The organism is Streptomyces sp. NPDC040622, assembly GCF_055593965.1.
Genome location: NZ_JBVIXD010000012.1, coordinates 98,849 through 110,824 on the forward strand (window position 1 = coordinate 98,849; position 11,976 = coordinate 110,824).

Below are 11,976 nucleotides of genomic sequence, written 5' to 3' on the forward strand. Positions count from 1 at the left end.
AGCCGTAAAGCAAACTCGTCGGTTGTGTGCGCGGTCTCTATCCCCCCCTCTCCCCCCCCCCCCCCCCCCCCCCCCCCCCCCCCCCCCCCCCCCGGGCCGCGCACAGTGCTTGCTTATCTCATCCGGCGCCTGATCGCCGTCATCATCATGGTGCTGGTCGTACTGCTCGCGACCTTCACCATCTTCTTCATGCTGCCCAAGTGGGCGGGACAGGACATCGCCGTCCTCTTCGCCGGCAAGGCATCGGGTGCCGAGCAGCTTCAGGGCATCCGCATCAAACTCGGCCTCGACGACCCGCTGCTCGTCCAGTTCTGGGACTTCATCAAGGGCATCCCCATGGGGCGGGACTACGTCAACGGCAGTGACGTCACGCACTGCCCGGCGCCCTGCTTCGGCTACTCCTTCCGTACCGAGGCGCCCGTCTGGGACACCCTCAAGGACGCGCTGCCCGTCACCGGTGCGCTCGCCGCGGGCGCCTGCGTGCTGTGGCTGGCCGGTGGCGTCATCACCGGCGTGATCTCCGCGCTGCGCCGCGGCACCATCTGGGACCGCGCCGCGATGACCACCGCGCTCGCCGGCGTCTCGCTGCCCGTCTTCTTCACCGGCATGATCGCGATGGGCATCTTCGTGCACAGCCTCGGCTGGGTGAAGATCGCGGACAGCCTCAGTACCGAGGACTCGATCGACGTCTGGTTCCAGACGCTGATCCTGCCCTGGATCGTGCTCGCCTTCCTCAACGCGGCCATGTACGCCCGCCTCACCAGAGCGACCATGCTCGAAGTGCTCGGCGAGGACTACATCCGCACGGCACGCGCCAAGGGCCTCGGCGAGGGGGTCGTCATCCGCAGGCACGCGCTGCGCTCCGCGATGACGCCGATCCTCACCGTCTTCGGGCTCGACCTCGGCGTCCTGATGGGCGGCGCGGTGCTCACCGAGTCCACGTTCAACCTTCCGGGGCTCGGCCTCGAGGCGGTCAAGGCCATCAGCAGCAAGGACCTGCCCGTCATTCTCGGCGTGACCCTGTGTGCGGCGCTCGCGATCGCCGTCGCCAACCTCGTCGTCGACCTTATGTACGCCGTCATCGACCCGCGAGTGAGGCTGGGATGACCGAACTGTCCAAGAGCGGAGCAGCGGTGGGCGAACCCGTCGCCGGCTCGCCCGCTCCCTCCGCCTTCCTCGAGGTGCGCGACCTCAAGGTGCACTTCCCGACCGACGACGGCCTGGTCAAGTCCGTCGACGGGCTCAACTTCTCCCTGGAGAAGGGCAAGACTCTCGGCATCGTGGGCGAGTCCGGATCCGGCAAGTCGGTCACCTCGCTGGGCATCCTCGGCCTGCACACGGCGGGCCAGTACGGCCGCCGCCGGGCGCGGATCTCCGGCGAGATCTGGCTCAACGGCCAGGAACTGCTCTCCGCCGATCCCGACGAGGTGCGCAAGCTGCGCGGCCGCGAGATGGCGATGATCTTCCAGGACCCGCTCTCCGCGCTGCATCCGTACTACTCCATCGGCAAGCAGATCACCGAGGCGTACCGGGTCCACAACGCCGTCGACAAGAAGACCGCCCGCAAGCGCGCGATCGAGATGCTCGACCGGGTCGGGATTCCCCAGCCGGACAAGCGCGTCGACTCCTACCCGCACGAGTTCTCCGGCGGCATGCGCCAGCGCGCGATGATCGCGATGGCACTGGTGAACAACCCCGAGCTGCTCATCGCGGACGAGCCGACCACCGCCCTCGACGTGACCGTCCAGGCGCAGATCCTCGACCTCATCCGGGACCTGCAGAAGGAGTTCGGCTCCGCGGTCATCATGATCACGCACGACCTGGGCGTGGTCGCCGAGATGGCGGACGAGCTCCTGGTCATGTACGGCGGCCGGTGCGTCGAGCGCGGCACCGCGGAGAAGGTCTTCTACGAACCCCAGCACCCCTACACCTGGGGCCTGCTGGGCTCGATGCCCCGCATCGACCGCGAGGAGACCGAGCGCCTCATCCCGGTCAAGGGCTCGCCGCCCAGCCTGATCAACCTGCCGAGCGGCTGCGCCTTCAACCCGCGCTGCCCCTACGCGGACATCCCCAAGGACCAGATCACCCGCACCGAGCGCCCCGAACTGCGCCAGGTGGCCGCCGGACACTACTCCGCCTGCCACATGTCGCAGGACGAGCGCACGCGGATCTGGACCGAAGAGATTGCGCCGAAGCTGTGAACGATGCCGCGAAGGACCCGAAAGACACCGTGAAGGGCCAGGAGATGACGATCCCGGCGCAGACGAAGAGCTCGCCCGAGCCGCTGCTCAAGGTCGACGGCCTGGTGAAGCACTTCCCCATCAAGAAGGGGCTGCTCCAGCGCCAGGTCGCGGCCGTCCAGGCGGTCGACGGGCTCTCCTTCGACGTACGCCCCGGCGAGACGCTCGGCGTGGTCGGCGAGTCCGGCTGCGGCAAGTCGACGATGGGCCGGCTGATCACCCGGCTGCTCGAACCGACCGGTGGCCGCGTCGAGTTCGAGGGGGTGGACATCACGCACCTGAACACCGGGGGCATGCGTCCGCTCCGCCGCGACGTGCAGATGATCTTCCAGGACCCGTACTCGTCGCTGAACCCCCGGCACACCATCGGCACGATCGTCGGCGCGCCCTTCAAGCTCCAGGGCGTCAAGCCCGAGGGCGGCGTGAAGAAGACCGTGCAGGAGATGCTGGAGCGCGTCGGGCTCAGCCCCGAGCACTACAACCGCTACCCGCACGAGTTCTCCGGCGGTCAGCGCCAGCGCATCGGCATCGCCCGCGCGCTGGCACTGCGGCCCAAGCTCGTCGTCGCCGACGAGCCGGTCTCGGCCCTGGACGTCTCCATCCAGGCCCAGGTGGTCAACCTCCTGGACGACCTGCAGGACGAGCTCGGCCTCACGTACGTGATCATCGCGCACGACCTGTCGGTCATCCGGCACGTGTCGGACCGCATCGCGGTGATGTACCTCGGCAAGATCGTGGAGCTGGCGGACCGCAAGGACCTCTACTCCTCGCCGATGCACCCGTACACCAAGGCGCTGCTCTCCGCGGTGCCGGTGCCCGACCCCAAGCGGCGCGGCGCCAAGAGCGACCGGATCCTGCTCCGCGGCGACGTGCCCTCGCCGATCGACCCGCCGACCGGCTGCCGTTTCCACACGCGGTGCTGGAAGGCGACGGAGATCTGCGCGAAGAAGGAGCCGCCGCTGATCGCCCTGGCCTCCGGGCACCAGGTGGCCTGCCACCACCCGGAGAACGCCGAGGACCAGCAGCCCGGGGACACCAAGCTGCTCGCGGCCGCCAAGGAGGCGATCGACGTGGTGTCGGTCGCGACGAAGGCGGACGAGACGGCGGCGAAGTCGGCGGCCGCCGGGCCGGCGAGCTCGCCGGAGGCCGCGAAGCCCTCCGGGCCGGCGAAGTCCTCCGAGGCCGCGAAGCCCTCCGAGGCCGCGAAGCCCTCCGAGGCCGCGAAGTCCGCTGAGCCCGAGGTCAAGAAGGACGTGAAGGGCGAGAAGGGCTCGGGCGGGACGTCGGCCTGACCTGAGCGTGTGCGTGCCCCGACGGGGGAGTGCGGAGTCCGCAGGACTCGCGGCACTCTCCCGTCCGGCATGTCCGGGCCCTCAGCGGGGCTCCGGGCCGTGAGCCTCCGGTGCGTGGGGACGGTCCGTTTCCGACGGCGCCCCACGTACGACCCGCCAGCCGCCGACCTCGCGGTACCGCGAGTCGTACACGGCCTCCCCGTCGCCCGGCTCCAGCGTGTAGTGCCGCAGGTTGCCGCCCCAGTACCGCAGGATCCGGCCCAGCTCGTCCGCGGCGTTCCCCTCGAACGCCGTCTCGCCCATGTCGACCTCCAGCAGGAACCTCACGTCTCCCGCCCCCTCTCCGCCAGCGCATCAGGCCGCTCTCTGCCACCGTCCTTCGACTTTCTCATTGAAGTCCTTCTGGGGACTTCGGGCGCGAGAGGCCTTGTCGGAACGGGCCTGGTGGCCCCGCAAGTCTCAAATGCCGGAGAGGGAAGCGGCGGGGCCGGGCCGTGCGCGGGTAAGAATGGCGCGTGCTCCAGGATCTGTTCACCCCCTCCGTCCAGCACTCGCTCGACATCGTGGGGATCTTCGTCTTCGCGATCTCCGGCGCGCTGCTCGCCGTGCGCAAGAACTTCGACGTCTTCGGCATCGCCGTCCTCGCCGAGGTCACCGCGCTGGGCGGCGGACTCTTCCGCGACCTGGTCATCGGGGCGGTCCCGCCGGCCGCCTTCACCGACCTCGGCTACTTCATCACCCCGCTGTTCGCGGCCGCACTGGTCTTCTTCCTGCACCCGGAGGTGGAGCGCACCCAGCTCGCCGTGAACGTCTTCGACGCGGCGGGCCTCGGCCTGTTCTGCGTCTCGGGCACGACCAAGGCGTACGACTACGGCCTCGGCCTCACCGCGTCGGCCGCCCTCGGCCTGATGACCGCGGTGGGCGGCGGTGTGCTGCGCGACATCGTCGCCAACGAGGTGCCGTCCCTGGTCCGCTGGGACCGCGACCTGTACGCGGTGCCCGCCATCGTGGGCGCGGCGATGGTCGCCCTGTGCATCCGCTTCGAGATGCTGACGGCCCTCACCAGCGGCTTCGCCGTCGTGACGACGTTCGTCCTGCGGCTGCTGGCCCTGCACTACCACTGGCGGGCACCGCGCGCCTGGAACCGCCGGTCGACGGCGGTGGAGGCCGAGGTGGAGGAGACGCCGTGAGTGGGGGCAGCCTGCCGGGCCTGCCCGAAGCAGAAAAAGCTACCGCTCAGTAGTTTCCTGTTGTACGTTGCTGCCATGGCAACGGCAGCATCGGCGGCCTCGGCAGCCTCCATACCGGCATCGGTGCCCGCGAGCATCGGCGACAGCGAGTTCGACCGCGACACCGCGGTCACCCGCCGCGAGCAGGGCGTCTACGACACCGAGCTCTCCGCGGGGTGGACGATCATCAGCGCGGTCAACGGCGGCTATCTCCTCGCCGTCATCGGCCGCGCGCTGGCGGACGCCCTGCCGCACTCCGACCCGTTCACCGTCTCCGCGCACTACCTCACCGCGTCCAGCCCCGGACCCGCCGTGATCCGCACCGACGTGGTGCGCGGCGGCCGGTCCCTCTCCACCGGTCAGGCCTCGCTCTTCCAGTACGACGAGGAGGGGCGCGAGGTCGAGCGGATCCGCGTGCTCGCCTCCTACGGCGACCTCGACGCCCTCCCCGACGACGTCCGCACCACGGCCGTGCCGCCCGCCATCCCGCCGCTCGACCAGTGCTTCGGCGCGCAGGACGCCCCCGACCACCGGCCCGTGCCCGGCAGTTCGGCCATCGCCGACCGCCTCTTCCTCAAGCTCGACCCCGCCACGCTCGGCTGGGCGCTCGGACAGCCGTCCGGCAAGGGCGAGATGCGGGCCTGGTTCGGTCTCGCGGACGGCCGTGACGCGGACCCGCTGTCCCTGCTGCTCGCCGTCGACGCGCTGCCGCCGACCGCCTTCGAGCTGGGCCTCACCGGCTGGGTCCCGACCGTGGAACTGACGGTCCACGTCCGCCACCGCCCCGCGCCGGGCCCGCTGCGCGTCGCCATCACCACGCGGAACCTCGCGGGCGGCTTCCTGGAGGAGGACGCGGAGGTCTGGGACAGCGAGGACCGGCTGGTGGCCCAGTCGCGACAGCTCGCACGGGCCCGGCTGGGCTAGGGCCTGCCTGGGCCAGGGCCCGCCTGGGCCTTCCCGGTGGTCGGACGGTGGGTGAGGTGGCCCACGGCGGTGTGCGGGCCGTGGAGTTCCGCCTGGAGTGGCGGGCGTCACCCAACTCCCGTACGGATGCGCGTTGTTGTGCACGGATGAGCGGGTAGATCGCCGGCATGCAGCTCATTCCCCTGCCACTGGGGCCCATCAATCCGGATGTCGAGAATCTCGCTGTAGGAGTCGTGCTGTTCGGCTCCCTCTACTTCTTCGTCAGGCGCATGGTCCTCCGTGTCAACCGCGTGCTCGAAGATCGCGCCACGATCCTTGAAGGGGTGACCGGCGGGCCCGCGGAACACCTGCGGCGGGAGGCCGAGCGGACCCACGCCGAGAAGGAGGCGACGCTGGCCGCGGCCCGCGGCGAGGCCGCGCGGACGCGGCAGCGGGCCCGGGAGGAAGGCGCCGCCCTGATCGCCGCCGCCCGCCAGGACGGAGTGCGAGAGCGCGACGAGCTGCTCGTGAGCGGGAAGGCCGGCATCGAGGCTCAGCGCGTGTCGGCGGATGCGGAGCTGCGTGCCCACGTCCCGGAGCTGGCAGCCGGGCTGGCGAGCAGGATCGTGGGCGAGCCGGTCGCCACGGCGGGTTCCGGCAGCTAGGAGGACTCGGTCCGGAGGAATCGCCCCACCTCGGCGGTGAGTTCGGCGGGCGCGTCCTCCTGCACGAGATGCCCCGCGCCCTCGATCAGGCGCAGCTCGGCACCGGGGATCAGCTTCGCGAGCTCCTCGCCCCTGGTCGGCGGGATCCAGCTGTCCCGCGTGCCCCAGCAGATCAGCACGGGCAGGCTCAACTCGCCGTACCGGCCCTGGATCTCGTCCGTGAACCGCTGGTCGTTCTGCGTGATCTGCCGGTAGAAGGCGCTCAGGCCCTCCTGCGTGCACCAGGGCTCGACGAGCCGGTCGAGCACGGCCGGGTGCAGTCCGCGCGAGCTGGCCGAGCTCACGTACTCGCGGACCAGCGCCCGGTGCAGCGCGGGCGGCAGCCGGGCGAACACATCGGCGTTCTCGCCGAGCAGCCGGTACGTGGGGGAGCCCCAGGGGGCGAGCGCCACCGGGTCGACCAGGGCGAGGCGTGCGTACCGGGCACCGTGCAGCAGATGTGCCCGCAGGGCGACGCAGCCGCCGAAGTCGTGGGCCACCACGGCCGGCGCGTCCAGGCCCCAGTGGCCGAGGAGTTCGGTGAGGACGCGGGCCTGCGAGGCGAGCGACACGTCCTGGCCCGCCCGCATCTCCGAGACGCCGTACCCCGGCAGGTCCCACACGTACACGCGGTGGTCGGCCGACAGCGCGCGGGCGACGGCACGCCAGACGTACGAGGAAAAGGGCGTGCCGTGGACGAGAACGACGGGAGGGGCGTCGGCGGGGCCGAGGGCGGCCCAGCGGACGGTGCCCGAGGAGCCGGCGAAGGTCTGGTCGAGCGTCCAGGAGTCAAGGGCGACTGTCATGACCGTAAGGCTAGTAGCTCCTTACGGGGGAGTCGAGGGTGTGGAGGCGGCGCTCCTGGGCTCTTGGGGGCCTGGGGTTCTGGGGGCCGACGTCCCGGCGTTCCGGCGTCCGGACGTCCCGGCATCCCGGCATCCCGGCGTCCGGCGTCCCGGGCGGGCGTCAGTTCTCGTCCTGCCAGTGCCGGCGTCCCAGGCCCACCAGGCGCAGCTGCCTGCGGGCGATGTCCGCGACCCGCGCCTCCTGTGCGGTCCCCGGGCCCGCGTCCAGGAACGCCGACGCGGTCATCACCATGTGGTCGACGTACATTCCGGCCAGCATCAGCAGGTCGTCCTCGGCCCACCGCGACGTCGGCGCCTCACGGCCGAACTGATGGGCCACCTCCCGTGCGAACAGTTCGAGTTGGGCGCCGATCGCGTCCCGCACCGCCTTGACGCCGCCGTGCCGCTCGCGGGCGACGAAGCGGACGTGGGAGGGGTGCGCGTGGACGTACCGCGCTATCAACTCGACCGTGCCCGCGATGCGTTGCTCACTGTCGCCGGTCTCGGCGGCCAGCATCTCGGTGAGCGTCGTGTGCAGGCTGTCGAGCGCCTCCTCGACCAGGGCGACGCCCAGGTCGGCGGTGTCGCGGAAGTGCCGGTAGAAGGCGGTGGGGGCGACGCCCACGGCGCGGGTGACCTCGCGCAGGCCCAGGCTGCTGAGGCTCTGCTCCTCCAGCAGCAGGAGCGCCGCGTCGAGGAGGGCCTGCCGGGTCTTCTGCTTCTGGGCCTGCCGGACGCCGAGAGTGTGACTCATGCCATGCAGTTAACAACTGTTCTCCGAGATTTGAAAGCCGCGGAGGGAGTAGACTCCATAGTCAGTGAACAACTGTTACCACAAGCGTTCACCGAACTGAGAGGGATCTCATGCTCTTCCTTGTCGCCGCCCTTCTGCTGCTGGGTGTCGCCATGGGTTCCGTGGCCCACGCCCCGCTTCCGGTCAGCCTCGTCGCCGCCGTGGTCATCGGCGTGTGGCTCATGGTCTTCGCCCTCCGCGAGCGTCACGCGCGCCACCGCTGATCCACTCCGTACGACCCCTCCACTCCGTACGACACCTCCACCTGCCAGGAGTCGCACCATGGAACTCACCGCCGAACGCACGGAACACACCGAACGCACGGATCGTGTTGCCGAGAACGTGGGCGAGCCGGCCCCGGACCGAGGCGCCGCGGGCCGGACGGACCGGACGGACCGCACCGCGTCCCGTCCCACCGGCCGCCGTGACACCGACGGCATGGCCGTCGCCTCCTTCGTCCTCGGTCTTGTCGGGCTGCTCGTCCTGAACCTCTTCCTCGGGCCCGTCGCGATCGTCCTCGCGGGCATCGCCCTGTGGCGCGGCACCACCCGCAAGGGCCGCGCGCTGCTCGGACTCGGGCTCGGCGTCGCCGATCTCGTGGTGCTCGCCACGCTCGTCGCGATGGACGGCACGGTGTCCTGGGGTCTCGCAGGCTGATACCGCCGGGGCGAAGGGCCTCGCGCGGCTCGTAGAATCGTGCGCACCATGGCCTACCTCGACCACGCAGCGACCACTCCGATGCTCCCGGAGGCGATCGCGGCGATGACCGCCCAGATCGCCGTCACCGGCAACGCCTCCTCGCTGCACGCGGCGGGGCGGCGGGCGCGACGCACCGTCGAGGAGGCCCGCGAGACGCTCGCCGAGTCACTCGGCGCCCGCCCCAGCGAGACCGTCTTCACCTCCGGCGGCACCGAGGCCGACAACCTCGCCGTCAAGGGCCTGTACTGGGCCAGGAGAAACGCGGGCGAGGGGGCGCGGGCCCGCACCCGGCTGCTCGCGAGCCCCGTCGAGCACCACGCCGTCCTCGACGCCGTGCACTGGCTCGGTGAGCACGAGGGCGCCACCGTCGAGTATCTGCCGGTCGACGGGTACGGCCGCGTGCACCCCGACGCGCTGCGCGAGGCCATCGAGCGCGACCCCGACGACGTCGCCCTCGCCACCGTCATGTGGGCCAACAACGAGATCGGCACCATCCAGCCGATCCGAGAACTCGCCGACGTCGCCCAGGAGTTCGGCATCCCGCTGCACGCCGACGCGGTACAGGCCTACGGCCAGATCCCCGTCGACTTCGGTGCCTCCGGGCTCGCCGCCATGACCGTTTCCGGCCACAAGATCGGTGGCCCCTACGGCATCGGCGCGCTGCTGCTCGGCCGCGAGTACAGCCCCGTGCCCGTGCTGCACGGCGGTGGCCAGGAGCGGCACGTGCGCTCCGGGACGCTGGACGTGCCCGCCATCGCCGCGTTCGCCGTCGCGGGGGAGCACGCCGCGACGCACCGCGAGCGGTTCGCCGCCGAGGTGGGCGCGCTCCGGGACGACCTGGTTTCCGCCGTCCGCGCGGCGGTCCCCGAGGCGATCCTCGGCGGCGATCCCGCCCCGGAAGGACGGCTGCCCGCCAACGCGCACTTCACCTTCCCCGGCTGCGAGGGCGACTCCCTGCTCCTCCTCCTGGACGCGCAGGGCATCGAGTGTTCCACCGGCTCCGCGTGCACGGCGGGCATCGCCCAGCCCAGCCACGTCCTGCTCGCCACCGGCGTTGACCCCGACCTGGCCCGCGGCACGCTCCGCTTCTCGTTCGGCCACACGTCGACCAAGGCGGACGTCGACGCGGTGGCGGCGGCGATCGGCCCTGCGGTGGAGCGGGCGCGGTCGGCGGGGCTGAGCTAGCGGGGCTGCGGGGGGCCACGGGGTCTGCGGGGCCGAGCTGGCGGGGCTGCGGGGGGCCACGGGGTCTGCGGGGCCGAGCCGGCGGGGCTGCTGGACCCGCTGGGTCCGCGCGGTCGCTAGGTCTTCTTCTCCGACGCCCTCGGCTTCGGTGTGCGCTGCGGCTTGTCCCGCTCGGCCCGCACCAGGCGCAGGTACCGGTCCCAGTCCCAGTAGGGGCCCGGGTCCGTGTGGTCCGTGCCCGGCACCTCCACGTGGCCCACGATGTGCTCGCGGTCCACGGGAATGTCGTACCGCCGGCAGATCCCGGCGGTCAGCCGCGCGGACGCCGCGTACATCGGGGCGGTGAACGACGACTTCTTGTCGACGAACCCCTCGTGCTCGATGCCGATGCTGCGTTCGTTGTAGCTCTTGTTCCCCGCGTGGAAGGCCACGTCCAGCTCGCGGATCATCTGCGCTATGTGCCCGTCCTTGCGCACAACGTAGTGCGCGGCGGCGCCGTGCGCGGGGTCCTTGAAGACCCGCAGCGCCGTCTCGTACCCGCCCTGGACGACGTGGATGACGACACGGTCGATGGCGTAGTCGTCGGGGCGGTCCGCGCGGCGCCAGTTGTAGTCGGAGGCGGCGATCCACTGCACGCCGGCGGCGTCGACCGCGCCCTCCTTGCGCTTCTTGACCACGCCGGGCATCCGCCACCACAGCCGGCCGAGCTCGTCCTTGGCCAGCAGGGCGGTGCCCGCGGCCGCCGCGGCGCCGCCGATCAGGAGCGTGCGCCGGTCGATGCCGCGCCGGGGGCCCGGCCCGTCGGCCCGCCCCTTCGCGCCCGGTGAATCCGTGGGCCCTCGCTGTGGTTCCCCCATGCGATCTTCAACGCTTACTCACGGGCGTCCGGTTCCCGACGCCCCGTACTCTGTTAGAGCTATGACTTTGACCGAGACCCCGCAGCGTGCCCAGCGCCCCCTCCGTGTCCTCGCCGCCATGTCCGGCGGCGTGGACTCCGCCGTCGCCGCCGCCCGTGCCGCCGAGGCCGGGCACGACGTGACGGGAGTGCACCTCGCACTCTCGGCGAACCCGCAGTCGTTCCGTACGGGCGCGCGGGGCTGTTGCACCATCGAGGACTCGCGCGACGCCCGCCGTGCCGCGGACGTCATCGGCATCCCCTTCTACGTGTGGGACCTCGCCGAGCGCTTCCGTGAGGACGTGGTCGAGGACTTCATCGCCGAGTACGAGGCGGGCCGCACGCCCAACCCGTGCCTGCGCTGCAACGAGAAGATCAAGTTCGCCGCGCTGCTCGACAAGGCGCTCGCCCTCGGCTTCGACGCGGTCGTCACCGGCCACTACGCCCAGGTGATCGTCCACGACGACGGCTCCCGCGAGCTGCACCGCGCCTCCGACATGGCCAAGGACCAGAGCTACGTCCTCGGGGTGCTCGACGAGAAGCAGCTCGCCCACGCGATGTTCCCCCTGGGTGACACGGTCACCACCAAGGAGGAGATCCGCGCGGAGGCCGAGCGCCGCGGGCTCGCCGTCGCCAAGAAGCCCGACAGCCACGACATCTGCTTCATCGCCGACGGCGACACCCAGGGCTTCCTCGCCTCCCGCCTCGGCAAGGCGGAGGGCGACATCGTGGACGCCGAGGGCACCAAGCTCGGCACCCACGAGGGCGCGTTCGGCTACACCATCGGCCAGCGCAAGGGCCTGCGGATCGGCACCCCGGCCCCCGACGGCAAGCCGCGCTACGTCCTGGACATCTCCCCGGTGGACAACACCGTGACGGTCGGCCCGGCCGCCGCCCTGGACGTGAGCGGCCTGACCGCCCTCAAGCCCCGCTGGTGCGGCCTCGCACCCACCGGGCCCGGCACGTACACGGCGCAGCTGCGCGCGCACGGCGGCGAGACGGAGGTGACCGCCGAGCTGGTCGAGGGCGAGCTGCGGGTGTCCTTCGCCGAGCCCGTCCGGGGCGTCGCCCCGGGCCAGGCCATCGTGCTCTACGACGGCACGCGCGTGGTCGGCTCGGCGACGATCGCGACGACGGAGCGGGCAGCGGCGGCGGTGTAGCCCCGAGCCCCGCGGGGCCCTCCCGAGCCCC

14 protein-coding genes are annotated in these 11,976 nt (G+C 71.5%); 10 read left to right on the forward strand and 4 right to left on the reverse strand.

Annotation, left to right across the window (positions count from 1 at the left end; genetic code table 11):
• Positions 1-105: 105 nt before the first annotated feature.
• From ACZ592_RS32000 to ACZ592_RS32010, 3 genes are read left to right on the forward strand one after another with little or no spacing between them, the layout of a single operon-like run.
• Positions 106-1,107 carry an ABC transporter permease gene (locus ACZ592_RS32000; protein WP_471585180.1) on the forward strand — a complete coding sequence of 334 codons (1,002 nt, stop codon included), beginning with the start codon at positions 106-108 and terminating at the stop codon, positions 1,105-1,107.
• The gene (locus ACZ592_RS32005; RefSeq protein WP_471585181.1) at positions 1,104-2,201 is read left to right on the forward strand and encodes an ABC transporter ATP-binding protein; all 1,098 of its coding nucleotides are present in this window, start codon (positions 1,104-1,106) and stop codon (positions 2,199-2,201) included. Before ACZ592_RS32000 ends, ACZ592_RS32005 begins: the two co-directional genes overlap by 4 nt.
• Positions 2,202-2,245: 44 nt before the next feature.
• The gene (locus ACZ592_RS32010) at positions 2,246-3,532 is read left to right on the forward strand and encodes an ABC transporter ATP-binding protein (protein ID WP_471585346.1); all 1,287 of its coding nucleotides are present in this window, start codon (positions 2,246-2,248) and stop codon (positions 3,530-3,532) included.
• An 81-nt stretch (positions 3,533-3,613) separates the two neighbouring features.
• Here the strand turns inward: ACZ592_RS32010 and ACZ592_RS32015 are convergent, their stop codons facing one another.
• Entirely contained in the window at positions 3,614-3,859 is a 246-nt protein-coding gene (locus ACZ592_RS32015) for a hypothetical protein (RefSeq protein WP_471585182.1), read from the reverse strand.
• Positions 3,860-4,047: 188 nt separating this feature from the next.
• Between ACZ592_RS32015 and ACZ592_RS32020 the strand changes: the two genes are divergently transcribed.
• From ACZ592_RS32020 to ACZ592_RS32030, 3 genes are all read left to right on the forward strand, one after another.
• Entirely contained in the window at positions 4,048-4,722 is a 675-nt protein-coding gene (locus ACZ592_RS32020; RefSeq protein WP_471585183.1) for a trimeric intracellular cation channel family protein, read from the forward strand.
• A gap of 75 nt (positions 4,723-4,797) precedes the next feature.
• Positions 4,798-5,685, forward strand: coding sequence for a thioesterase family protein (locus tag ACZ592_RS32025; RefSeq protein ID WP_471585184.1), 888 nt, complete (start codon positions 4,798-4,800; stop codon positions 5,683-5,685).
• 167 nt (positions 5,686-5,852) lie between these two features.
• Positions 5,853-6,329, forward strand: a complete 477-nt coding sequence (locus ACZ592_RS32030; protein WP_471585185.1) for a F0F1 ATP synthase subunit B family protein — start codon at positions 5,853-5,855, stop codon at positions 6,327-6,329.
• On the opposite strand, the gene ACZ592_RS32035 is transcribed toward ACZ592_RS32030, so the two are convergent.
• Both ACZ592_RS32035 and ACZ592_RS32040 read right to left on the reverse strand, forming a co-directional pair.
• Positions 6,326-7,174 (reverse strand): alpha/beta fold hydrolase, encoded by an 849-nt coding sequence (locus tag ACZ592_RS32035; protein WP_471585186.1) that lies wholly within the window; start codon positions 7,172-7,174, stop codon positions 6,326-6,328. The two genes, ACZ592_RS32030 and ACZ592_RS32035, sit on opposite strands and share 4 nt — an antisense overlap.
• A 160-nt stretch (positions 7,175-7,334) precedes the next feature.
• Positions 7,335-7,967 carry a TetR family transcriptional regulator gene (locus ACZ592_RS32040; protein ID WP_471585187.1) on the reverse strand — a complete coding sequence of 211 codons (633 nt, stop codon included), beginning with the start codon at positions 7,965-7,967 and terminating at the stop codon, positions 7,335-7,337.
• 110 nt (positions 7,968-8,077) lie between these two features.
• Here ACZ592_RS32040 and ACZ592_RS32045 point away from each other — a divergent pair, with 110 nt between their 5' ends.
• From ACZ592_RS32045 to ACZ592_RS32055, 3 genes are all read left to right on the forward strand, one after another.
• On the forward strand, positions 8,078-8,230 hold the full coding sequence (locus tag ACZ592_RS32045; RefSeq protein ID WP_471585188.1) for a hypothetical protein: 153 nt from the start codon (positions 8,078-8,080) through the stop codon (positions 8,228-8,230).
• Positions 8,231-8,444: 214 nt separating this feature from the next.
• A complete protein-coding gene (locus ACZ592_RS32050; protein WP_471585347.1) occupies positions 8,445-8,663 on the forward strand; it encodes a DUF4190 domain-containing protein in 219 nt (72 codons plus the stop codon).
• Between the two features lie 48 nt (positions 8,664-8,711).
• Entirely contained in the window at positions 8,712-9,890 is a 1,179-nt protein-coding gene (locus ACZ592_RS32055; RefSeq protein WP_471585189.1) for a cysteine desulfurase family protein, read from the forward strand.
• 116 nt (positions 9,891-10,006) lie between these two features.
• Here the strand turns inward: ACZ592_RS32055 and ACZ592_RS32060 are convergent, their stop codons facing one another.
• Positions 10,007-10,747: an N-acetylmuramoyl-L-alanine amidase gene (locus ACZ592_RS32060; protein WP_471585190.1), complete on the reverse strand. Its 741-nt coding sequence runs from the start codon at positions 10,745-10,747 to the stop codon at positions 10,007-10,009.
• A 67-nt stretch (positions 10,748-10,814) separates the two neighbouring features.
• On the opposite strand from ACZ592_RS32060, the gene mnmA reads away from it, so the two are divergent.
• A complete protein-coding gene (gene mnmA / locus ACZ592_RS32065; protein WP_471585348.1) occupies positions 10,815-11,945 on the forward strand; it encodes a tRNA 2-thiouridine(34) synthase MnmA in 1,131 nt (376 codons plus the stop codon).
• The last annotated feature ends 31 nt before the right edge of the window (positions 11,946-11,976 follow it).

Excerpts from the sequence above, each read along its gene's own strand:
- ACZ592_RS32010 (WP_471585346.1), top strand. The coding sequence starts at position 2,246 with ATGACGATCCCGGCGCAGACGAAGAGCTCGCCCGAGCCGCTGCTCAAG.
- ACZ592_RS32030 (WP_471585185.1), top strand. The coding sequence starts at position 5,853 with ATGCAGCTCATTCCCCTGCCACTGGGGCCCATCAATCCGGATGTCGAG.
- ACZ592_RS32050 (WP_471585347.1), top strand. The coding sequence starts at position 8,445 with ATGGCCGTCGCCTCCTTCGTCCTCGGTCTTGTCGGGCTGCTCGTCCTG.
- ACZ592_RS32055 (WP_471585189.1), top strand. The coding sequence starts at position 8,712 with ATGGCCTACCTCGACCACGCAGCGACCACTCCGATGCTCCCGGAGGCG.
- ACZ592_RS32040 (WP_471585187.1), bottom strand. The coding sequence starts at position 7,967 with ATGAGTCACACTCTCGGCGTCCGGCAGGCCCAGAAGCAGAAGACCCGG.
- ACZ592_RS32035 (WP_471585186.1), bottom strand. The coding sequence starts at position 7,174 with ATGACAGTCGCCCTTGACTCCTGGACGCTCGACCAGACCTTCGCCGGC.
- ACZ592_RS32060 (WP_471585190.1), bottom strand. The coding sequence starts at position 10,747 with ATGGGGGAACCACAGCGAGGGCCCACGGATTCACCGGGCGCGAAGGGG.
- ACZ592_RS32045 (WP_471585188.1), top strand. The coding sequence starts at position 8,078 with ATGCTCTTCCTTGTCGCCGCCCTTCTGCTGCTGGGTGTCGCCATGGGT.
- ACZ592_RS32005 (WP_471585181.1), top strand. The coding sequence starts at position 1,104 with ATGACCGAACTGTCCAAGAGCGGAGCAGCGGTGGGCGAACCCGTCGCC.
- ACZ592_RS32025 (WP_471585184.1), top strand. The coding sequence starts at position 4,798 with ATGGCAACGGCAGCATCGGCGGCCTCGGCAGCCTCCATACCGGCATCG.